General features: G+C 38.2%; 23 protein-coding genes. All 23 read right to left on the reverse strand.

All coding sequences use genetic code 11. From position 1 onward, the window contains the following. Positions 1–35: 35 nt before the first annotated feature. The 23 genes from PQ474_RS04955 to PQ474_RS05060 all read right to left on the reverse strand — a co-directional run bounded on the left by PQ474_RS04955 (position 36) and on the right by PQ474_RS05060 (position 22,476). Complete coding sequence (locus tag PQ474_RS04955) at positions 36–911, reverse strand: alanine/glycine:cation symporter family protein (RefSeq protein ID WP_273840938.1); 876 nt, start codon at positions 909–911, stop codon at positions 36–38. A 325-nt stretch (positions 912–1,236) separates the two neighbouring features. After that, on the reverse strand, positions 1,237–2,862 hold the full coding sequence (locus PQ474_RS04960) for an amidohydrolase (protein WP_273840939.1): 1,626 nt from the start codon (positions 2,860–2,862) through the stop codon (positions 1,237–1,239). A gap of 579 nt (positions 2,863–3,441) precedes the next feature. Next, on the reverse strand, positions 3,442–4,815 hold the full coding sequence (locus PQ474_RS04965) for a sigma-54 interaction domain-containing protein (RefSeq protein WP_273840940.1): 1,374 nt from the start codon (positions 4,813–4,815) through the stop codon (positions 3,442–3,444). A gap of 138 nt (positions 4,816–4,953) precedes the next feature. Beyond that, complete coding sequence (locus PQ474_RS04970) at positions 4,954–5,940, reverse strand: beta-ketoacyl-ACP synthase III (RefSeq protein ID WP_273841339.1); 987 nt, start codon at positions 5,938–5,940, stop codon at positions 4,954–4,956. Positions 5,941–6,063: 123 nt separating this feature from the next. After that, positions 6,064–7,638, reverse strand: a complete 1,575-nt coding sequence (locus PQ474_RS04975) for a benzoate-CoA ligase family protein (protein WP_273840941.1) — start codon at positions 7,636–7,638, stop codon at positions 6,064–6,066. 154 nt (positions 7,639–7,792) lie between these two features. Next, positions 7,793–8,590: an enoyl-CoA hydratase/isomerase family protein gene (locus PQ474_RS04980; protein WP_273840942.1), complete on the reverse strand. Its 798-nt coding sequence runs from the start codon at positions 8,588–8,590 to the stop codon at positions 7,793–7,795. 65 nt (positions 8,591–8,655) lie between these two features. After that, positions 8,656–10,176, reverse strand: coding sequence for an aldehyde dehydrogenase family protein (locus PQ474_RS04985; protein ID WP_273840943.1), 1,521 nt, complete (start codon positions 10,174–10,176; stop codon positions 8,656–8,658). A gap of 13 nt (positions 10,177–10,189) precedes the next feature. Further along, positions 10,190–11,389, reverse strand: coding sequence for a thiolase family protein (locus tag PQ474_RS04990; RefSeq protein WP_273840944.1), 1,200 nt, complete (start codon positions 11,387–11,389; stop codon positions 10,190–10,192). Then, complete coding sequence (locus PQ474_RS04995) at positions 11,386–12,138, reverse strand: 3-hydroxyacyl-CoA dehydrogenase family protein (RefSeq protein WP_273840945.1); 753 nt, start codon at positions 12,136–12,138, stop codon at positions 11,386–11,388. Before PQ474_RS04995 ends, PQ474_RS04990 begins: the two co-directional genes overlap by 4 nt. Then, positions 12,131–12,988 (reverse strand): 3-hydroxyacyl-CoA dehydrogenase NAD-binding domain-containing protein, encoded by an 858-nt coding sequence (locus tag PQ474_RS05000; RefSeq protein ID WP_273840946.1) that lies wholly within the window; start codon positions 12,986–12,988, stop codon positions 12,131–12,133. The genes PQ474_RS04995 and PQ474_RS05000 overlap by 8 nt, the downstream gene beginning before the upstream one ends. Continuing rightward, positions 12,988–13,182, reverse strand: a complete 195-nt coding sequence (locus tag PQ474_RS26555; protein ID WP_420537702.1) for a PaaD-like zinc ribbon domain-containing protein — start codon at positions 13,180–13,182, stop codon at positions 12,988–12,990. The genes PQ474_RS05000 and PQ474_RS26555 overlap by 1 nt, the downstream gene beginning before the upstream one ends. Beyond that, the gene (locus tag PQ474_RS05005; protein ID WP_273840947.1) at positions 13,154–13,795 is read right to left on the reverse strand and encodes a Phenylacetic acid catabolic protein; all 642 of its coding nucleotides are present in this window, start codon (positions 13,793–13,795) and stop codon (positions 13,154–13,156) included. Before PQ474_RS05005 ends, PQ474_RS26555 begins: the two co-directional genes overlap by 29 nt. Beyond that, the gene (locus PQ474_RS05010) at positions 13,796–14,020 is read right to left on the reverse strand and encodes a hypothetical protein (RefSeq protein WP_273840948.1); all 225 of its coding nucleotides are present in this window, start codon (positions 14,018–14,020) and stop codon (positions 13,796–13,798) included. Continuing rightward, positions 14,017–14,349, reverse strand: a complete 333-nt coding sequence (locus PQ474_RS05015) for a metal-sulfur cluster assembly factor (RefSeq protein WP_273840949.1) — start codon at positions 14,347–14,349, stop codon at positions 14,017–14,019. Before PQ474_RS05015 ends, PQ474_RS05010 begins: the two co-directional genes overlap by 4 nt. A 3-nt stretch (positions 14,350–14,352) precedes the next feature. Continuing rightward, entirely contained in the window at positions 14,353–15,294 is a 942-nt protein-coding gene (locus tag PQ474_RS05020; protein WP_273840950.1) for a Phenylacetic acid catabolic protein, read from the reverse strand. 265 nt (positions 15,295–15,559) lie between these two features. Next, on the reverse strand, positions 15,560–16,522 hold the full coding sequence (locus PQ474_RS05025) for an MBL fold metallo-hydrolase (protein WP_273840951.1): 963 nt from the start codon (positions 16,520–16,522) through the stop codon (positions 15,560–15,562). 10 nt (positions 16,523–16,532) lie between these two features. Further along, the gene (locus PQ474_RS05030; protein WP_273840952.1) at positions 16,533–17,303 is read right to left on the reverse strand and encodes an enoyl-CoA hydratase/isomerase family protein; all 771 of its coding nucleotides are present in this window, start codon (positions 17,301–17,303) and stop codon (positions 16,533–16,535) included. Positions 17,304–17,323: 20 nt separating this feature from the next. Then, on the reverse strand, positions 17,324–18,310 hold the full coding sequence (locus PQ474_RS05035) for an NAD(P)H-dependent flavin oxidoreductase (RefSeq protein ID WP_273840953.1): 987 nt from the start codon (positions 18,308–18,310) through the stop codon (positions 17,324–17,326). A gap of 21 nt (positions 18,311–18,331) precedes the next feature. Next, the gene (locus PQ474_RS05040) at positions 18,332–19,108 is read right to left on the reverse strand and encodes an enoyl-CoA hydratase-related protein (protein WP_273840954.1); all 777 of its coding nucleotides are present in this window, start codon (positions 19,106–19,108) and stop codon (positions 18,332–18,334) included. Between the two features lie 259 nt (positions 19,109–19,367). Next, a complete protein-coding gene (locus PQ474_RS05045; protein ID WP_273840955.1) occupies positions 19,368–20,246 on the reverse strand; it encodes a PaaX family transcriptional regulator in 879 nt (292 codons plus the stop codon). A 72-nt stretch (positions 20,247–20,318) separates the two neighbouring features. Next, on the reverse strand, positions 20,319–20,768 hold the full coding sequence (locus PQ474_RS05050) for an acyl-CoA thioesterase (protein WP_273840956.1): 450 nt from the start codon (positions 20,766–20,768) through the stop codon (positions 20,319–20,321). 1 nt (position 20,769) lies between these two features. After that, complete coding sequence (locus tag PQ474_RS05055) at positions 20,770–21,543, reverse strand: CoA-transferase subunit beta (protein ID WP_273840957.1); 774 nt, start codon at positions 21,541–21,543, stop codon at positions 20,770–20,772. Positions 21,544–21,561: 18 nt separating this feature from the next. Further along, entirely contained in the window at positions 21,562–22,476 is a 915-nt protein-coding gene (locus tag PQ474_RS05060; RefSeq protein WP_273840958.1) for a CoA transferase subunit A, read from the reverse strand. Positions 22,477–22,514 lie beyond the last annotated feature (38 nt).

Below are 22,514 nucleotides of genomic sequence, written 5' to 3' on the forward strand. Positions count from 1 at the left end.
AATATTCGGCTTGTTTTCTCCAAAATAAACGATCATCAAAATCGGGGTAAAGGCAAAGAAGAACAAAGTGATCGTGATGATGAACCTGCTAGACTATCGCCAAATACTTGCGCCATCACAACGGTTGTCATCTCATTTGCTTGACTTGCATCTACGATCAACCAAACATCGGTAGACAAAATGAGAATGGCCGTTACGGTGCAAACGACAATGGTATCAATGAAAACTTCAAACACTCCCCAAAAACCTTGAGTTACAGGATGTTGGTTCTTCGCACTAGAATGCGCTATAGCCGCACTACCCATTCCCGCTTCATTCGAATAAAGTCCCCTTGCAACCCCCCAGCGAATAATAGCAGCAATCGCAGCATCAGCAAACCCACCCGCTGCTGAAATCGGGGTAAAGGCATGTGCAAAAATTAAGTGAAAGGTACTTGGAACCGCTTCCACATGAAGGAAAATGACAATTAATGCAGCCACCTTATAAACAACAACCATCGCCGGAATGCACTTTTCTGCAAATTTTCCAATTGATTTAATTCCACCTATCATAACCACTAAGATTAGTGCACTAACGATTACTCCAGTAATGATATTCGGAACTTGAAAAGAACCATGTATCGCACTCGCTAGCGAGTTAGATTGAACAGATGTACTTGCAAATACCACGAACAACTGCGTGACTGAAAATAATACAGCCATCCATTTCCATCCTAATCCTTTGTCAATATAATACATGGGGCCCCCGACATAGACCCCCTTTTCATTCACTTGTCGATATTTGATACCAAGCACCACTTCTGAATATTTCGTAGCCATTCCAATTAAGGCAACTAACCACATCCAAAACATAGCTCCAGGTCCTCCAAAAGCAATCGCAACAGGAACACCAACAATATTCGCTACACCCACCGCCTGAGACTAATGCACTTGCAACTGCTTGAAACGGTGTTATTGTACCTTTACCTTCTACTTTCTTAAACATACCTCCAAGCGTTTTTTTCAAAATATGAGGGAAATACCTAAATTGAAAGAAACCTAGCCGAATAGTTAAGAATATCCCTCCACCTACAATTAAAAGCATTAGTGGTACAACTAAGATATTTGATGCTTTTTCAATAACACTCATTAATACATCCATATTGACCCCTATCCAACTGATCAACTCCCTAAAGTGGGAGTCCTTTTATCGTTTACGTTTGATCACCGCTTGTCATGCTTATATTTCTGCCATCCTCTACCTCAAGACCTCTTCCTTGTTTTTCTCATAGACCAAATTTCCACTTATATAGGTTTCTTCTACTTGAATCTGATCAATCTTATCCGAACTAATGTTAAGAATATCTTGATCTAAAACGATAAAGTCAGCATGATAACCTGGTGATAGCTGCCCTACTTCTGGAATTCGTGTAATTTCTTGAGCAGCTCGTGTATAAAGGGTAATAGCGGTTTGTATATCTACTCGCTCATCTTGACCAGTATCTGTTTGGTCATAGGCAAAACGCGTAACTGCCGATTTCATTCCAACAAACGGATTTACCGGGTCCGCCCACGCCGTTGCTGGAGCGTCTGACGAAAATGCAACTGGAATCCCAGCCTCTAACATAGATTTAACGGGATATGACTGCTTTGTACGCTCAGCCCCTAAATTATTAAGATAGCTTTCAATTTCTGCATATAGAAAAATGGGTTGCGTAACGAAAGCAATTCCCGTCTCAGCCGCACGTTCGATTGCTTGTTTTGTCGGCAAAGAAGCATGTTCAATTCTTATCGAAGGGGCATCCTTTAACCAACCTTCTTGACCATAAAATGTATGAATAATAAAATCAATGGCTTGCTCCCCCATGGCATGTACCACCATTTGAAGATTGTGTTGTTTAGCTACCTCAGCTGCTTCTAATAGCTCCTGTTTTGACGTCATCGCAATTCCATAAACTTCGTCTTCACCTAAAAATGGAGGATTCACCCATGCAGTCTGCCCAGAGACACTACCATCGGAGAACAACTTAACCCCCCCAATATGAATCGGGTTTTCATTTCTTTTCTGCTCCTCATCCAACATAGAATTTCTTCTTAAATCTTCCCATAAATAATACAGCACTGTACGTTGTTGAAGTCCTTTTTGTCGTGCTTCTTGATACATTTCAAAATAATCAATAGGCTCTCTTTTGGCCATTAATTCTGTAATCGATGTAATTCCATGTGCAAGAAGTTTAGGACTGAGTTCCGCTAATGCTGCCGCATTATTCTCAAGTGTTTGAACAGGCATTATTTTCGCAACTAATTCCTTTGCATTTTCTCTTAGAACTCCTGTCGGTTCACCATTATCATCTTTATCAATTTGTCCACCAACAGGGTTAGGTGTATCTTTATTAATTCCAGCCATTTCCAAAGCAAGACTGTTTACAGATGCAATATGGCCACATGTCCTGGTAACGATAACGGGATACTCCGTCGTTGCTTCATCTAAATCCCACCGAGATGGTGCCCGACCTTCACTTAATTTCCCTTCATCATAACCCCAACACTCAATCCAGGTATCCTTCGTCAGAGATTTACATTGCTTCTGAATTTGTAGTTTTACATCTTCAATAGAATGAACGAGTGGAGGAGTACAAGCAATTTGCTTAGATGCATTGGCTAAATATAACGGATGCAAATGAGCATCAATTAAACCTGGTAAAACCCTGCGACCTCTTAGATCTATGCAATCTCTTCCCTTAAGCTCTAAGTCTGCCTGCTCCCCGATCCAAACAATTCTTCCATCACGAACGACCATAGCACTCGCTTCTGGTTGCTCTAATTTCGCCGTAAAAAATTTGCCATTAATGAATATAGAATCACTACTATTTGTTAATTTCATTGTTTCCTCCCGTTAATGATGTTTTTACTCGTTTTCATGTAAAATGAATTGTTTGTAAATTGAATTTGCATATACTTTTTAAGATGCATTTATGGAAGGAGATCTCCAACCAGAAATACAACCATTTTAAAGTAAGAGCCATAATTAATCAGCGAATAATGGGGGACGAAAGCAATCACATCAATAATTAAAAAATCGCCAATAACTAACCAAAATTTTCAACATCCTAATAATGACAGTCGTACTTAAAGATCGCTTTTATGCCTTATGCTTAGTGGCAACCTTACCTTTACACAAATTCTTCATACCCTTTCATTGGTCAACATTTCCCCTACTTAAACCACCACCTTGATTTTAAATGGATGCCCCACTCTTATTTTCATAATTGCAAATTCCATGCCAATTATGAAAATGGTATGAATTTTTCGTTAAAAAGGACATTAAACCCTAATAGCATAGATAAAATCACCTAGGTGAATTCCATTTCATCTAACCGTTATATGTAAAGTAATTCAAACAATCAGACAGCAATAAAATAAAAGAAGGGGGAAAAATTCCACCTCCTTAGTAAAAAAATTTTTACCTTAACTTGTATTTATCCATTTTATATTTTAATGATTGTTTAGAAGTACCTAACCGTCTTGCCGTTTCAGCTATAATTCCATTCGCTTTATTCAATTCGCTTACAATAATTTCTTTTTCATAGTTTTCAACCGAATCCTTTAATGATGTTATTTGGGTCCCTGTATTTAAATACTTCGTCGTTTGACGAAAATTGACAATTCTGTTAGGGATGTCATGAATCATAATAACATTTGAGGAAACATTGTTATAGGCCGTCTCTACCGCATTTTTGAGTTCTCTTATATTGCCGGGCCAATTATAGTTTCTAAAGCATTCAATAACGTCCTTTTCAACACCTTCAATATAAAGACTCATATGATCATTGTAAAAGTTCATATAATAATGAAGGAGTACCTCAATATCTTCTTTTCTCTCTATTAATAAAGGAAGATCAATTTGCACAACTCCTAATCGATAAAACAAGTCCTCTCTTAGTCTCTTTTCTGCGAGTAGCCATTCAGGGTCTTCATTCGTTGCCGATATGACCCTTATATTTACACTAATGTTTTTCTTGCCACCTACTCTTCGAATCATTTTCTCCTCAATGGCTTTTAAGAGCTTTACTTGTAGGCTAATGTCGAGGGAATTAATCTCGTCAAGAAACAAAGTTCCTCCATCTGCTTGTTCGAATAATCCAGGCATATCTTGGGAACCTGTAAAGCTCCCTTTCGTCGTTCCAAACAAAGTACTCTCAAGTAAATTATCGGGAATAGCTCCACAATTCAAAGAAATAAAAGGTTTATTGTATCTGTCACTTAAATTATGAATGGCCTGTGCTACAACCTCTTTCCCTGTACCTGTTCTACCAACAATTAAAACCGTAGAGTTTGTCTGTGCAACTTTATTAATTTTACTTTTTATTTCTTCCATTTTAGGATTTCCGGTAATAATGTCCTCTATTGTATAGATTGTATTGTTTTTACGGTACACCTTATGGCCTGCATATTTATCTAAAGAATGTATATTCTCTTTTGCATAGAAATGTTTTGAGAATTCAATCGCTCCAATAATGCTGTCATTTTCTTTAATCGGGTAGGTAGAACTGACCGATTCAATCACAAATCCTTTTTTGGTAATCATTTGTTGTTTGACGTTACACAACGCCACGCCACCATTAAGCACTCTCATAACGGTACTATTATCATCTGAAAGATTTCGGTAAAAAGTCGTTATTTTTTTCCCTAGAAATTCTTCTGGTCGGCTATCAAGCTCTCTTAAAACATTTAAATCTGCCAAATCATAAAAAATAATAATTCCATTAGCATCCGTTACCAAAATATTATCAAAATTAGATAAACCTTCTAATTTATCAAAATCTATCATCAGCATTTCTCCCTCCTTCTCAGTGTAAGAATACCATTAAATATTCAAACAGTTAAGATAAATTCATCCTTTCTATTCTCATCAACAATAATAGAACACATGAAAAACACTCTAACTTTTATCAGTTAGAGTGTGATTAAATCATTAATATTGAAAGAGCAAGGAACCCCAAATTAATCCTCCACCAAATGCTGTCAACACGATACGATCGCCACGTTGAATTTTCCCTTCTGCTCTAGCTTTCGTAAAAGCCAACGGAATCGTGGCTGCTGAATTATTTCCATAATATTTTATATTGTTAATCACTTTCTCTGTAGGAAATTCTACGTTTCTAGCCACAGCATCAATAATTCTTTGATTCGCTTGATGTGGAATTAACCAGTCAATATCATTATACTCTAGATTGTTTTTCTTTATAAGGTCCTTTACACTGCCAGACATCGCATTGACAGCCAATTTAAAAATTTTATTCCCATTCATTTTGATTTTCGGAACATTATAGTCACTATTATCTCGTGCGCGACTTGAACCACCACTAACATATAGATCTTCATAAAATTGACCATCTGAATGAATCGCTGAGTCGATAATGCCCTCACCATCCGTGTCATTTCCTTGAGATATAACGAATGCTCCAGCACCGTCTGCAAACAAAATAGCTGTTGAACGATCTGTATAGTCAACAATTTTCGAAAGCGCGTCTGCCCCTACTATTAACACATGCTTAGCTTTACCTATTTTAGTGAACTGTTCAGCGATTTGCAAAGCGGAAATAAAACCAACACATGTACTATGTACATCATATGCACCAATGGTTCTACAACCTAATAGTGTCTGAAGTTTGGTTGCGACAGGAGGAAACATATGGTCTGGGGTTTCCGTTGCCACAATAATAAAATCAATATCCTTAGGCTCTAATCTAGCATCTTCTAGAGCTAATAAGCTAGCTTTATAAGCCAAATCAGATGTATTTTCGGTCTCATCAATGACTCTTCTTTCATGTATACCCGTTCGAGTAGCAATCCATTCATGGGACGTATCCATTAATTTTTCAAGATCTTGATTGGTCATAATGGTTGATGGTACATACGCCCCCGCTCCACTAATAACAGCTTTACCCAACTTAGCCACCTCCATATACTTAAATCTCTATCTACTAGAACGTGTTCAAACAGGGAAAATCACCCCTGTTTGAACAGACTCTACTAATAAAAATAGCCAGTACACCTGGCTATTTTTACGAAATTCTATTCATTAAACTCTTAATCTAAAACGCTGCACCTTGCCCGTTGCCGTTTTCGGTAATTCATCCTTAAATTCAATTTCTCGCGGATATTTGTACGGAGCTAAGTTAGTCTTTACAAATAACTTTAATTCATCACTTAGTTCGTCCGAAGGAGTCACTCCATCTTTCAACACGATAAAAGCTTTCGGGAAAACAAGATTATTTTCTGTTTTCTTTCCAATCACAGCGACTTCGAGGACTTTATCATGTTGAAATAAAACGGTTTCAATTTCAATTGGCGATACCCAAATGCCCCCAACCTTCAACATATCATCCGAACGACCAGAATACCAAAAGTACCCTTCTTCATCTTGATAATACTTGTCTCCAGTGTGCATCCATTCTCCATAAAATTTACGGTGGTTTTCTTCGAGATTACACCAATAACCACCTGTTAAACTTTCTCCTTTTATGACTAAGTCACCAATTTCATTAGGACCAACTTCTATTAATTGATCATTTAAAATACGTGCTTCATAGCCAGGTACGACTTTTCCTGTGCTGCCTGCTTTTATATCTCCACTCCGATTAGATAAGAAGATGTGTAAGGCCTCCGTTGATCCAATACCATCAAGAATATCAACACCAAAAAGCTCACTCCATTTATTAAAAAATGTAGCAGGAAGTGCCTCTCCAGCAGAAACGCAAACTCTAACTGAAGACAAATCAGGCACAATTCCTGTTTTCTCAACATAATTGATCATGGCTCCGTAAAGGGTAGGTACTCCAAAAAAGATCGTTGGTTTAGTTTCAACTAATTTTTCAAATACGTTCTCTGGAGTCGGCCTTTCTTTCATAAGGACGGCTTTTCCTCCTGCTCCGAAAGGGAAATACATTCCATTACCTAAGCCATATGCAAAGAAAAGTTTGGAGGCTGAAAACGTAATATCATCTTCTGTTATGTTCAATACGTTTTTTGCATAATTTTCATAGGCCATTTCCATGCCTTTTTGGTGATGAATGACTCCTTTAGGGTTTCCGGTACTTCCAGAGCTATAAAGCCAAAATCCAGGATCTTCAGATGTACTATAATACGTTTCAAGATCTTCTGATGCACAATCAACAAACTCAAAAAAATCGATTACATCAGTCTTTTTTGAGAAATTTTCTGAGATAACAATCACTTGCTTTAAATAAATAAAACGCTCTCTTATTTCTTTAATTTTGTCCCAAAAATCTTCATGTACAACTAGCACTTTAGCTCGACTGTTATTTAGTAAGTATTCATAATCATTGGGTTGCAACATCGTATTAACCGGAATTGGAATGGCACCAATTTTCATTGAACCAAAGAAGGTAACTACAAATTCTGGTGAATCATAAGTTAACAGCAAAATCCGATTTTCACTTTCTACACCAACATTTCTTAGTGCGCTTCCAAACTGGTTGACTCTGCGAAGTAATTCATGATAGGTTAACTGCTCGTTATCACAGACAATGGCTACTTTATTTCCTAAACCCTTGCGTATGTTGTCTTCAATAAATCTACTAGTAGCATTGTAATGTTCCTTGATCCCTCTTACATTTAAAGCTGGCTCTATCATTTAGTTCCCCCCAATAAAAAATGATAATGGAAAGACATACAAACAAACTTATCACAGGCTATTTCCTCAACAATTTCAAGGTAAAAGCTTTTGCTCTTACCTTGAAATTTAGGATTATCTAGGTGAAATTTTGTTGCGTGTCCTAACGGATATTTTACTGACCAGACCAATCTGCAGCGCGTTTTTCGATAAATGCACTCAATCCTTCCTGTGCATCATTTGAACGGAATAAAAGGTTTTGTAACTCACCTTCGTAACGAATCGCAACATTTAAAGGCATTTCTTTACCGTTCATGATTGATAGTTTAATATTTTGTGCAGCATAAGTAGCGCTGTTTGCAATCTTCTCAGCATATTCTAACGTTTTAGCTCTAGTCTCTTCTTGAGGGAAGACACGATCAACTAAACGAATATCTAAAGCTTCTTGTGGAGAAAGCGTCTCACCTGTAAGGTTAAGATCAAGTGCTTTAGAGTGACCAACTTGACGAGCTAGACGTTGCGTACCACCTGTACCAGCAAGTACACCAAGTGTAATCTCCGGAAGACCAATCTTACCAGCTTCAGAGCCCATGAAACGTAGATCACAAGCAAGAGCCATTTCTAATCCGCCACCTACTGTATGTCCTTCCAAACAAGCGATCCAAATTTGTGGTGAACGAGCAATTTTATCGAGTGTTTCGTTACAGAATAAGCAGAACTGAGTTTTGAAGCGTGGCTCAGATGCTTTTAAGAAGTTAATGTTTGCACCAGCCGAGAAAAACTTAGGCATATCACTTAATAGTACCGCTACTTTAATATCTGTATCAAAGCGGATATCATCGATCGCGGCATTTAACTCTTTGTAGTAATCAAGATCATAAGAATTTGTTTTATTTACATGAATGTGTACTTCTGCAACCCCATTATTTTTTACCACTGTAAGATTTTTTGCACCTGTTTGTACTGTTGTCATTTTAACATTCCTCCAATTATAATTGTTTATATAGTGTTTATTTGTTAAAAAAATATGAACTTTGATTAGATTCCGAAAATATTTAACGGACGCTCACCAATATATGAAACAACGCTCTTTGTTTCTGTGTACAAATCTAACGTTTCCACACTTAATTCTCGACCAAAACCAGATTGCTTGTAACCACCAAATGGTGTACCAGGGAAGGCTGAGATTGGGTTGTTTACCATCACAATTCCTGCGCGTAATCCAGCAGCAAAACGATGGGCTTTCCCATGGTCCTTCGTCCAAACTGCAGAACCTAAACCGAAGATTGAATCGTTAGCTTGCTTCAAAACTTCTTTTTCATCACTAAACTTCATCACGACTACAACAGGACCAAACACTTCCTCTTGAGCAATTCTCATATCGTTTGTGACATTACCAATAATTGTTGGCATATACCAATGTCCATTTTCAAATTCTGGACCTAACTCAGAAGCATCAGGACGTTTTCCTCCAAAAAGGACTTCTCCGCCTTCTTCAACAGCGATTTTCACATAACTATCAACGACTTTTTCATGACCGGCTGAAATCAAAGCACCCATATGAGTTTCTTTATTAAAAGGATCTCCTACCTTTAACAGCTTTGCCTTTTCAATAAATTTTTCTAAGAATTCATCATAGATGTTTTCATGAACAAACAGTCTAGAACGCGCCTCACACGATTGACCAGTGTTATAGAAAATTCCAAAGATAGAACCAGCTACTGCACCATCGATATCACAGTCATCAAAAACGATGCTTGGTGATTTACCGCCAAGTTCAAGCGTTACCCGCTTTAACGTTTCAGATGCTCTTGCCATAATGTCTTTACCTGTTTCCGTTTCTCCAGTAAATGCCACTTTATCAACACCTGGATGTTCGGTTAAATATGGTCCAATTTCAGAACCGCTTCCTGTGAGAACGTTTACAACCCCTGCAGGTACACCAGCTTCATGGCAAATATCGGCAAGCATATAAGCTGTGATTGGCGTATGTGATGCAGGCTTAAGAATGACCGGACATCCAGCAGCTAGAGCCGGAGCAATTTTCCACGCTGCCATCATGAATGGATAGTTCCAAGGAATAATCTGTGCACATACTCCAACCGGATCTTTTAACGTATAGTTGAAAAATCCATTAGGCATTGGATTTGTACGTCCACCAAACGTGGCAATGGTTCCTGCATAAAATTCAAAGTCTTCAATTGCTTGCGTAATTTGACCTTGTGCTGCAGCTACCGTTTTACCACTATTAAGTACTTCAGCTTCAACAAGTTCTTTAAAACGATCTCTCATAATGGCTGCAATGTTATTTAATAATCTCGCACGCTTCGCATGAGACGTTTTCGGCCATTTTCCAGATTCAAATGCCGTTCTAGCCGCTTCAACTGTACGATCAACATCTTCTTTTGTAGCCTTTGCTACCTTAGCTAACACTTCACCTGTAGCTGGATTGTACGTTTCAAAAAATTCATTACTGCTACTGTTGGAATACTCTCCATTAATTAATAATTGGTAAGTATCCTTGATTACTGTGCTTTTTACCGCTGTATCTTTAATCACGTTCACTCACTCCTTAAACTTTCTCAATTATCGTCGAAATTCCTTGCCCTACACCGATACACATCGTTGCAAGTCCATACCTAACGTCACGTTTTTGCATCTCATGGACAAGCGTCGTTACAATTCTTGACCCACTACATCCAAGAGGATGCCCTAAAGCAATAGCGCCACCATTCACATTTACTTTATCCATATGAAAGCCTAGCTCTTTGATACAAGCGACCGATTGTGCCGCAAAAGCCTCATTGATTTCAATTAAATCAAGGTCATCGACTGTTAGCCCAGCTCTTTGAAGCGCCTTTTCGGTGGCTGGAATTGGACCAACTCCCATATAAGCAGGATCCACTCCGCTTACAGCGGATGTAATAATGCGTGCAATAGGTTTTAAATCAAGATTTTCAGCTAATTCTCTATCCATTATTAAAACAGCACTAGCACCATCGTTAATACCTGAAGAATTCCCTGCCGTAACCGTTCCTCCCTCGCGGAACACGGGACGAAGTTTTGATAACGCTTCCAATGTAGTTCCTGAACGGGGATGCTCATCCGTATCAAAGATGATTGGGTCGCCTTTTCTTTGTGGCACAGCAATCGGAACAATTTCATCCTTAAACCTACCACTTTCAATCGCAATCGCTGCTTTTTGTTGACTTAATAAGGCAAGCTCATCTTGTTCTTCTCTTGAAACCCCATATCTTTCTGCAACATTTTCTGCGGTCTCTCCAAGACTGATCGGCGGATACACCTCAGCAAGCTCGGGATTAACAAGACGCCATCCAATAGTGGTGTCATGTAAGGTTTGATTGCCACGCGCATTGGATAACTGCGGTTTCATCATTACATACGGGGCACGCGTCATGCTTTCAGTCCCACCTGCAATGAAGACATCACCTAATCCTGATTTAATTGCAGCCGTCGCCTGATTAATGGCATCTAATCCAGAACCACAAAGTCTATTAACGGTTACACCAGGAACTGTTTCTGGAACACCTGCTAGTAACAACCCCATTCTAGCAACATTGCGATTGTCCTCTCCTGCCTGATTCGCACAACCAAAGTAGACGTCCTCTATAAGCGCAGGATCAATTTGAACCCTCGCTAATAATTGTTTAATAGCGTGGCCAGCTAAATCATCTGGCCTAACATCAGACAACGTACCGTTTACTTTGGCAATTGGTGTACGAACAGCATCAATAATGACTGCTTCCCTCATATTGAATACTCCTTCGTTTTACGTTTTTGATAGTGATAGAAACCCTTATCTGTTTCGCCACCAATCCAGCCTGCTTGAACGAGTTTTTTGATTAATGGTGCAGGCCTGTAGCGCTCTTCACCAAACTGCTTATAGAGCCCAAGTAGGACAGAATAGACGTCATCGATTCCTATTTTTTCAGCCCATTCTAAAGGACCTAAAGGATAATTCGTTCCCTTTTTCATTGCCGTATCAATTGCATCTACAGCTGCAGTTCCTTCTGTTAGAGCAAATACCGCTTCGTTAATAATTAAGGACAGAATACGCGGGAAGACTAGACCTACCTCATCTTCAACGACTTCTGTTTCCTGTTCTATTGCCAGAAACGTATTCGTTGCCACTTGCACATAATCAAAATTAGCCTGTAAAGGAGCAGCAATCTCAATCAGTTGACCTTCATGAAAGTTTGCAAACGTCCCAAACCCTATAAGTCTCTCAGGTTGACTTAACCACGACGCTGCTTCAGTTGCCGTTACTTGTAACGTTGATGTTAAAATTAATGTCTCGGCAGAAACGCGTGATTCAATGTCTTGAAGATTTTTCTTTTTAAGCTCTAGATCAAGATTCTCAGTTTCAATCACAACATCAACAGGATCATTGGTAGGGAATTCGTAAAAAAACACTGCGTTTTTTTCACTTTTTTCGAGAGCTCTGAAAAGTTCTTTAGCCAGTAAGTTTTCACCTACTACTACAATAGATTTGCTACTCATAACTAAAGAACCCTCCTTTCGTTTTCCTACCTAGATTACCTGATTGAACCATGCGTTCTTGATAATAGTGCGGTCGAAAGCGACTCTCACCATAAAAACTAGCATGAACGGACTTCGTTGTTGCAAAGTTAATATCAATCCCTATCAAATCTTGAAGCTCAAATGGGCCCATCTTAAAGTTCCCTGCTTTTTTCATAATTCGGTCAATTTGATCCACACTTGCAACCTGATCGTTCATGATTCGTAACGCTTCATTATAGAAGGGCCGAGCCACACGATTCACAATAAATCCTGGAGTATCTTTACAAACTACCGGATTTTTATTAATCTTCATTGCAAATTGAACAAGTGATTCAATCGTCTCAGGTGAAGTTTTTAAACCTTGCACGACCTCAACCAAAGGCATCACTGGTGCTGGATTAAAAAAGTGAAATCCTGCAACTCGATTTGGATGTTGAACTGTACCAGAAATCTCAGTAATGGAAAGAGAAGAAGTATTGGTCGCTAAAATCGTCTCTACAGAACAAATCTCTTCTAACTGTTGAAAAATCGATCTCTTAATTTCTAATTTCTCAGGCACCGCTTCAATGACTAGCTGACAATCTTTAAATCTAGTTAAGTCTGTAGTTGACTCTAACAGTTCTTTTGCTAAATTCATTTCTGCCGTACTAATCTTTTTCTTTTCCACTAGACGTTCCAACTTAGATTCAATTCCAACTTTTGCCTTGTCTACTGTCACTTGGTCGATATCGAACATAACTGCAGCATAGCCGTTCTGAACCATTAATTGAACAATGCCTGCTCCCATTGTTCCAGATCCGACTACTCCGATTTTCTTAATCAAATCCATTAGTTTCGACACCTTTCATTATTCGGTTTCTCTTCTTCTTGCCAACGAATATATTCGAAGACACTATGACAATCGTTGCAATAATATTGACGAACTAATTGTGCAGTACCAAATGATGACATTTTCTCGACCTTATCAGAAGAACAGAATGAACACTCAACATTTTTATCCGACATTGGTAACAGCACCATCATTTAATAACTCATCAACTTGGCTCTTATACTTAGACACAAGATTTACATTAGCCGCAATCATCTTTTCAGAGATTAATAGTTGATCATTTTCAACTTTCTTTAACCACTCTGTTGCATCATTTGTTGCTTTTTCCAATGCTTCTTTAAATCTTCTAGGAATGGAACCTTGATCATGTAATAGCTGCTTACACCAGCTCTTTGAGTAAATAAGGTGTTCATTTTGCTCTTTTAACATTTTGCTAAACGGTGGATTCATCTCTGAGTGGTCAGCATCAATAATGGCACGCATAACCAAATCTATAGCCACATTCGTTGTGTATAGTCCAGCAATTAGTTCAATCCAATTACTTGTTTCGACATTTGTTGTAAACGCTTTCCCAGTTTGGTCTTTGATTTCGACTCGACTACCATTTAATCCTTTTAAATCAAATGCCCATCTATAAATTAATCTTGAATGACCTAGTTCTTGCTGAGCCATAGCAATGGATGAAAGAGTTGATTCAAGCGTCGGTCCACTAATACCAATTTCAACTAATCTATCCCCTAAAATATATTTATTATCCGCAATTGTTTCTGCCAATTCGACTAAAGATATATGTTTAGAATTTGACATTTAGCTCACTCCTTCCTTATTGAATAATGGTTCTGGGCTTCGGACGTGAATTAAAGCATCTTTGCGCACAACGTGCATCTCTACCCAATCTTCCTCATCATAAATATGCTGAGCATATACATTTGCTAAATCGTCACTTACAGCTTTAAATGAACCTACTTGAATGAGGTCGTCTCCTCGTTTAATCCGAGTAAGAAGCAGATATTCAACAGGTTGATTACTCATGAACTTACCCCCCAATGCTTCAACTTCTTTTTTCCTTCTTCACTTAAATTATTCACTGTCCAAGGTGGATCCCAGACAACTTGAATGTCTACTTCAGCAATTTCTTCTTCTTTTAATAATCGTTCTTTGATATCGCTTTCAATCCACTGCATGCAAGCACATCCAGTTGATGTATAAGTCATTAATACTTCTAAATTATTATCTTTCTTAGTAATCTCATAGATTAAACCCATGTCTACCACACTTATTGGAAATTCTGGGTCCATTACTTCTTTCAAAGCATCCCAATACTTCTTCGTTGGTATTTCATTCATCGTTGCTTCACTCATTGTTTATACCCCCTCTGCTCGCATTGCTTCTAACTCTCTTGCTCCCTTTTGAATTCTATCAACAAACTCTTGATTTTCAGGTCCGCGCTTTTTAAAACGCTCTATTACTCCATCCCATGTATCTGGTTGATCATATAACCACTTCTTATTTTCGATATCAAATTTACAAGGGAACGGTACATCGATCACGTACTTTTCTTGTTTTTCATCATAATGAGCTGGTACTTTAATACCGATTGACTCACAGAATGGAACTGCAGTAGATAACCATTTTTGTCTTAATTCATCATTTGATCTACCCTTTAATCTGTAATCAAGTTGTGCTGAACGACTTTTGAGACTATCTGCTACTCCAAAGAATTCCAGGGCCATTAAGAACATCCAATCCACAGCTTCTTGCACTTGTTTCGCTGTTTCTGGTTTCTTCATCCCGGCTTTCATAATAATTTCACCGTTTCGTAAATGGAACAATTCCTCTTTATCTACTTTTACTAGTGCTCTCTTCCAAGGGCCATATGATGTATGTTCATGAGCGTCACCTAGCAATGTATAACCAGCACGGTCAAACAGTCCGTTAAACACGCCTAATTCAATCCAGTTATCAAGTTTGAAATCAAAAGCATATGGATTCTTCCATCGATTTGGTAAGCGGTTGTATAAAAGTTGATCTACATCTTCTCCTAAATCTTCTAATAAACGGTAAGCGATATGTGCATGCCCAATTTCATCTTGCATAACCGCTAAAGCTGTAATTTTATAGTTTAAATTCGGCGCTTGATCGTAAACCGTTAAAAGAGGAGGGACACTTAATAACTCCGTATCTCCAACAATTGTTAAAGTTTGTTTTAGCGCTTTTAAATACTCTTCATTCATATCATCTGTGCGTTCAACCTTAAATCCGCTTTGAACTTTTTCTAATAATACTTCAGCTTGATTTACACTCACTTGTTAACACCTCTTTTTTATTATGTTTTTTAATAGATCGTCTATATTAAGTAATATAAAATATTCTCAATTATTTGTCAATACTTTCATTACGTTTTTATGACGAAAGATAAATTTAAAATAAATCACTGATCTTTCATCATTCATAATGAATTTACATTCTATAATTAGTAAGTGAAATTCTTCTGCATAACGCTTAATTGCATAAAAAAACATGTGCATTCAAAAAGAATACACATGCATTTTTTACGATCATATTTTTTTATTAAATAACCTTTTGATAAACTACAGGCTTTGTGCCTATTTTGACCACTCGATTTTCCTGCACTAAGAAATACAAATGAGCAAGTGTCTCAGCAATAGCAAAACGCCATTGGTGAGGAGATAAGTCCTTATGAGCAAATAAAACTTCAGCAATTTCATAGGCTGTTTTCGTATTAGCAAGCTGTTCCATTTTTAATAACCGTTCCTCATGATGCAAAATAAGCTCATCAACGCGGTCATTTAGATCATCTATTAGCTTACCATGAGCCGAATAAACGATCTTTGTAGGAAACTGTTTAATCTTCAACAGAGAGTCAATATACTCATGCAATGGCTCCTGACTAGACCCAGGCCACACACTTATATTAGGAGTTATTTTATCCAAGACGTGATCACCAGAAATAAGAATTTGATCCTCTTTTTGATAAAAACAGATGTGACCAGCACTATGACCAGGAGTATGAATAACATCCCATATTTTTCCGCTGAACTCTACCTGTCTACCAATAGGAGTCATCTTCGGCAAGGGAAGCACGTGCTTTGTAATCTTTTCCATATGTTCGATAATGGCTTCACTTAATGGCACAGGTACCCCGGAATCAAGAATCATCTCTTTCATACGTGTCGTTTGTACACTATCATCGCCCCACACTCTCTCCATCATTTGCATGTCTATTTCATGCATAAAAACATGGGCTCCCGTCTGTTGTTGCATCCAACCACATAACCCGGAATGGTCTGGATGAAAATGCGTTAAGTAGATCGTTTTAATTTGCAAAGGACTGATCTTTAAATAAGTGAACACTTCTTCCCACGCTTCTCTAGCGGCTTGATAATTAAAGCCAACGTCAATTAACACATAGTCATTATTTTGTGGAAAAAGATAACAGTATACATATTTCATCGGAAAAGGAACCGGAATTCCGATCCGATATCCTCCACTTTCAATTTCTTCTATGTTCATGATGCACCTCCTACGAATGCTTCCAAACTGGTTTGCGTTTTTCCAAGAATGAATCTAGCCCTTCTTGTGCATCATCTGTTTTCATTAGGTCATTTAAGTAAATTTGTTCTACTTTTCCAATCGTTTGAGCAAATGTAGTCGCCATCGCTTCACGTATCGCCTTTCTAGTAAACTCAAGTGCTACACGACTTTTCGATCTAAACGAATCTAGAAGATCTTCTAGATAGCTTTCTAATTCCTCTTCTGAAATCACTTCATTAATAAGACCATATTCCTTCGCTTGCGCTGCAGAAACTGTTTTTCCTGTAAGAAGTAGCTCCATTGTTTTATTAAAACCCATCAGCAAAGGGAATACCGCAACTGAAACAGGTGGAAACAAACCTAAATTAATTTCAGGCTGACCGAATTTCGCTTTTTCTGTCGCAACGGAAATATCACAGAAACTAGCAATCTCACAACCTCCTCCAATCGCTGCTCCTTCAACAACAGCAACTGTTGGACAGGGTATCTTTGCCAACAAATGAAACATCTTATGAAATACATGAATCATAGGTTCTGCTTTATCTCCAATATGATCTTCAATCGCTACACCAGCAGAAAAAGCCTTCCCATCAGCTCGGATCACTAATGCATGTGGTTCTTCATTTGCGATAAGATGTTCTAACGCGTCTACAATTTCCTGCATCATTTCAATGTTTAATACATTGACTGGTTCTCTTTTTAACGTTAGCCACGCAACTTGATTCTCCATTTGTAAATGAATTGTTTCGTAGTTCGACATTGACATCACCCATTATTTAATTATTTTAAAAGCTTTTCTACGTTTTGAAAAAGTGATTCTTGTGCTTGCTCCAACTCTCGTATCAGTTGATCAAACAATTCCTCTACACTGACAATCGAATCAATTAATCCTACCGATTGTCCGGCATGAACCCAACCCTCTTCAAAATTCCCTTGTAAGGCACCTAATTTATTTTTATATCCATTTATATAAGGATATAAGTCTTGAAATGAAGTCGCTTGCTTCTCTAATTGCAAAACTTGATCAACATAGATACTCTTTACGACCCGATTAACTCCACCAATGCTTCTCTCCATAATGATTGTATCTGCATCATTTGAATTTACAAGCAATTGCTTATAGCTATCGTGAGCCATACATTCTTTCGTTGCAATGAAACGTGTCCCTATCTGAACCCCATCAGCTCCTAAGGCTAGTGCGGCAAGAATTCCCTCTCCACTTGAAATCCCACCCGCAGCCACGATTGGAATGTCAATCGCTCGCCGAACTTGGGGAATTAAACTAAACAATGTCAATTCATATGGACTGTTTCGTCCCCCAGCCTCAAATCCTTCACAAATAACTAGATCAGCACCCGCTTTTTCAGCATTTAAAGCGTGCTTAACGGTACCAACGACAACCATCACCTTCAGTCCTAATTGTTTAAAAAAAGGGATATAGGAACGAGGATCGCCAGAAGATAAACTTACAGCCTTAATTTTATCTTTATTTTCTACAATAACGTCAAAGTATTCATTGGATGAAAAGTAACCACTGATTGGAATATTTACTCCAAAAGGTGAGGTTGTTTTTGAGACTGCTATTTCTATTTCTTCACGAAACTTACTTGGACTCATGCCAGAAACAGCAATTTGCCCTAGGCCACCTTCATTTGAAATAGCTGCAGCTAACGTACCATCACCGATTTGCGCCATTCCCCCCTCAATAATAGGGTACCGAATATCTAGGAGCTTCGTAACTCGGTTTTCCTTAAAAAGGTCATTCATTTTAAGCACTCCTGACGGTTGCTATTCTCCTCTAAATTGAGCAGCTCGTTTCTCTTTAAAAGCTTCTAAAGCTTCAACGCGGTCTTTTGTTGGAATAATCACTTCATATGCTTTTGATTCAATTGCGAGTCCTGTTTTCACGTCTACGTTACTGCCATAATTAATCGCATATTTTGCCTGAGTCACAGCTAACGGTCCATTTTTCATAATTTCTTCTGCAAGAGCTATCGTACTACTTTGCAACTCATCTTCATCAACAACCTTATTTAGAATGCCTAAATCATAAGCTTGTTCAGCATCGATCTTTCTAGCAGTTAATATCAATTCTTTCGCACGGGAAGTTCCAATTAAACGACTTAATCGCTGAGTCCCACCTGCTCCTGGGATAATAGCCCAACTCACTTCAGTTAATCCCACTGTTGCCTTTTTGACGGCATAACGGAAATCACAAACAAGCGCTAGTTCAAATCCACCACCAAGTGCATAGCCATTTATTGCCGCTATCGTCGGTTGAGGCAATTCCTCAATCATTGTAAATACATCACGAATTTTACTCACATTTCGACGCACTTCTTTTTCATTTAACGTTCGTCTTTCTTTTAGATCTGCACCTGCACTGAATGCTTTTTCACCTGCACCAGTAAAGATGACGGCTCTCACTTCTTTATCTAACTTAATGTCATCAACCATATTTTCTAATTCCACAAGCGTTTCAAAATCAAAGCAATTCAATTGCTCAGGTCGATTGATCGTCACAAATGCTAAATGATTGCTTTTTTCTAAAATCACTTTTTTCATTGATCATCTCTCCAATTACTTGAATTTTGCGAATTTGTTATGCGAAGCTATTCTTTTAAGCGTTTTCATAATAGAGCAAGACGCTCAATGCTTCGTCGTTTCCAAAAGGGAAGTTCACCCTTGCGCGAAAGTGGCATTGGCTCCACTCGCTGCGCGGGCTTTTTGAGAAGCCCACTCAAAATCCCTTAAAACCTTGCAGCGGTTCCGCTCAATGCTTCGTCGTTTCCAAAAGGGAAGTTCACCCTTTTGGAAACGACTCTTACATATATATCTTCCTAAATGGATTAATGGCTTTGTCGCGGTTTGCTTCTATTTCTTTGTCTGGAGCGGGTTCGTATAGTGATTCAAAGAAACGGACAGCAGGTATTGATATGAGTTGATGAATGTTCCAGAATAGTTCTCTAGCTTTTGTTCCTGACCAGTTTACTGGTAAAAGGTCGCGAGGAAAACCTGGGTCTTGGAATAGGAATTTCCGGTATTGGTGAACAAGATTTGTTCGTTCAATGAAACATTCATCGTCCTTTAATAAGTTATTTAATGCTTGCTCACGTAACTCTTCAAATTTCGGTGTGAATGTTTCAATAAAAATATCATACTCATCTGAGATACCTTGTAAATCCCATCCTTTATTTATGATGCTTTCATTATCATGTGAGACAATTGAAGATGAACTAAATAAAAAGGTATGCTCTTGCAGTTTGTATGTTTCAATCATTTCGATGACTTGTTCTTCTAATGGATTGGGACTTACCCATGTACTATTAGAAATTACTCCAAATCCAGTCCAGTTTAACTCTTTCCTAATCACATTTCGCAACTCTCGTTTTTCTTCTGGAAATGAATATGTAAGGATTCTCCACATCCCATCCCAACTTTGACTTTGGGTCGTGTAAACCCTTTTTACCCCATCTTCTATTCTTCGTCTTCCTAGTTCAGTTACAGAATAATAGCTTTTATTTCCTATTTTTCTTACTTGCAATAAATTTTTTTGAACCATCCGAAAGATAGCTCCTCTAACAGAAGACTCTGAAACTCCAAATTTATCCATTAACTGAATTAAACTTCCAACCCAGACTTCTCCTCCATAATATTGGATGTATTCTCCGTATAATGTAAACATTAATGACCTTGGCTTCAACGCTTTTCACCGTCCATTTAGTTATAGTTATGCTTTTTAGAGACACCCTTTATTATAGAGGATAGTTATCAATTATGCATTAAATGGAGTTCTGCTCTTGCTTTGATTTGAGTGCACTTCTTCCTTTAGAATCTCTATGACCTCCTGTGGGATTGGAACCGCTTTGATTTCCTCAGCTGTTTGCTTGACCCAACCTCTTAACTCATAACCATGACCTGTTCGCGTTTTCCCATTGAAAACTTCATGTTTAAGTTTAATTGTTTTATTGTTGATCTCTTCCACTACGGTGCGTACCGTTATGACGTCATCATATAACAATGTTTTTTCAAAACTACACCTTGCATCTAATAAGGGAACGATAATTTGTCTTTCTAGTTCCAATTTACTTGGTGCTAAATCACAACTACGAAAAAACTGATGGCCTGCAATATCAAACCATTTAAAATAATTCGGGTAATAGACAATGCCTGCTTTATCCGTATCTCCCCAATTAACTAAAATGTCTATTTCATTTGACCTCATATCAGGTCCCCCTTTTCTTTCCCGTCCAAAAACCATCTGGATCAATATTTCGAATAACTTCGAGTTCTTCTTTTGAAGGAGCTACCGTTTCTTTTAGATTAGAAGAGAGTTTTAAATCCCAACCTGTATGTTCTTTAACGTCATCGACGGATACACCAGGATGCACCGAAATAAGTTCTAATTCGTTATTTACAGAATCCGGTCTCATTAATCCTAAAGTTGTAATTAAAGCACCAATTCCACCACGAGGGAGTCCTTGTTCTTCACGCCAACCCCCCCCATCTCCGTATCCTGGAGAAGTAATATAATCGACTCTTTCTTTAAAGCGTCGTTTCTCGTGATTCATTATGACTAACAATCTTTTAGAGAGTGATGCAATATCAGCAGCTCCACCACTACCAGGTAATTTAAGAACAGGGTCCTCATGGTTTCCTATATAAGAAGTGTTAACGTTTCCATATTTATCAATTTCTGCTCCACCGATAAAACCAGCATCAACATTTCCCTGTTGCATCAGATACATCAAATGGTTCGTTGTTGTACACCACTGTGCACCAATAACATTAGGTGTGTCTCCCATCGTATAGAGCAACGTTTCCGATGGAAAGTCACGAACGATTCCGCATTCATAAAATCCAACTGCATTTGGCGCATGCGTTTTTTTAGCTACAGCAAATGCAAGCATCGGCAGTCTCATTCCGACAAAGACAACCTCATGATCTTGAATTTCTCTTGCGGCAGCAACAACCATTAATTCTTCTGTTGTATAACTCATTTTTTTCACTCCTTTCTATTATTCAGAGGCGTAATTGACTGGCGAAGCAAGGTATTCTCCTTTTACTTTTAGCTTTTCCATTCGTGATTGTCCCACTAAATTCAAATACTCGGCGTGGCTAGATACACCCGTCACCCATTTATTTATCCATTCTGTAAAGCCTTCTCTCGTTTTTGTATCCGTATGATATTCATGAAAAAACGCATGATCTCTTCCGTAATGGCCTTGCATTGGTGCGGGGTGACAATAAGCCGGACAATGAACAACCGATGTTACTTTGAATCCAGGCACTAACACTCTGTTAGGATCACTTTCAATCACTTCTGTATCAACAATCTCTTCTGCTAATAGAATAACTTTCTTACTAGCAAGTGCTGCATCTTGAGCAACACCAATATTTCCCCATAAATGTGCGTTTCCTTGTTTATCAGCTCTTTGAACACCTAAAACAGCTACATCAGGATTTAAAGCTGGAACATGAACAAGTTTTTCTCCCTCAAACTCATGCACTTTCAAGTTCGGATTACTTGATAGAAGTCCTGTCCCTAAAAGTGACTTCGTTGGTAGATAAGGAACTCCCATTGCCCCTCCTAGTAAAGCCAGACCTAACGAAAAGTTACTATGGTCCTCAATCTCGATTCGATGAGGCACCCCTTTTTCAATCGAACGTCGATAATTATGGCCAAGACCTGCGCTTACATTACCAGCCCAAGCAGCCGTAATTTTCTTGACACTGCCCGCACCGATTAGCATATCAAATAAAATATCAGAAATCGGTGCAACCAATGTTAAATCTTTCTTTTCTTGACGAACGATTTCATGTGCAGCTGCAAACGGAATCATTGGCTCTAAACAAGCTCCTAATACGAGAGAATCACCATGATTAATATGTGATTCGATGGCTTCAGTTAACATTTGTATTTTATCTCTCATTATCATCACTTCCACTTCTAGAGAAATTGTCATCCTGT

The sequence above is a fragment of the Halalkalibacter alkalisediminis genome, assembly GCF_028610705.1.
Classification (GTDB): Bacteria; Bacillota; Bacilli; order Bacillales; family Bacillaceae_D; genus Halalkalibacter; species Halalkalibacter alkalisediminis.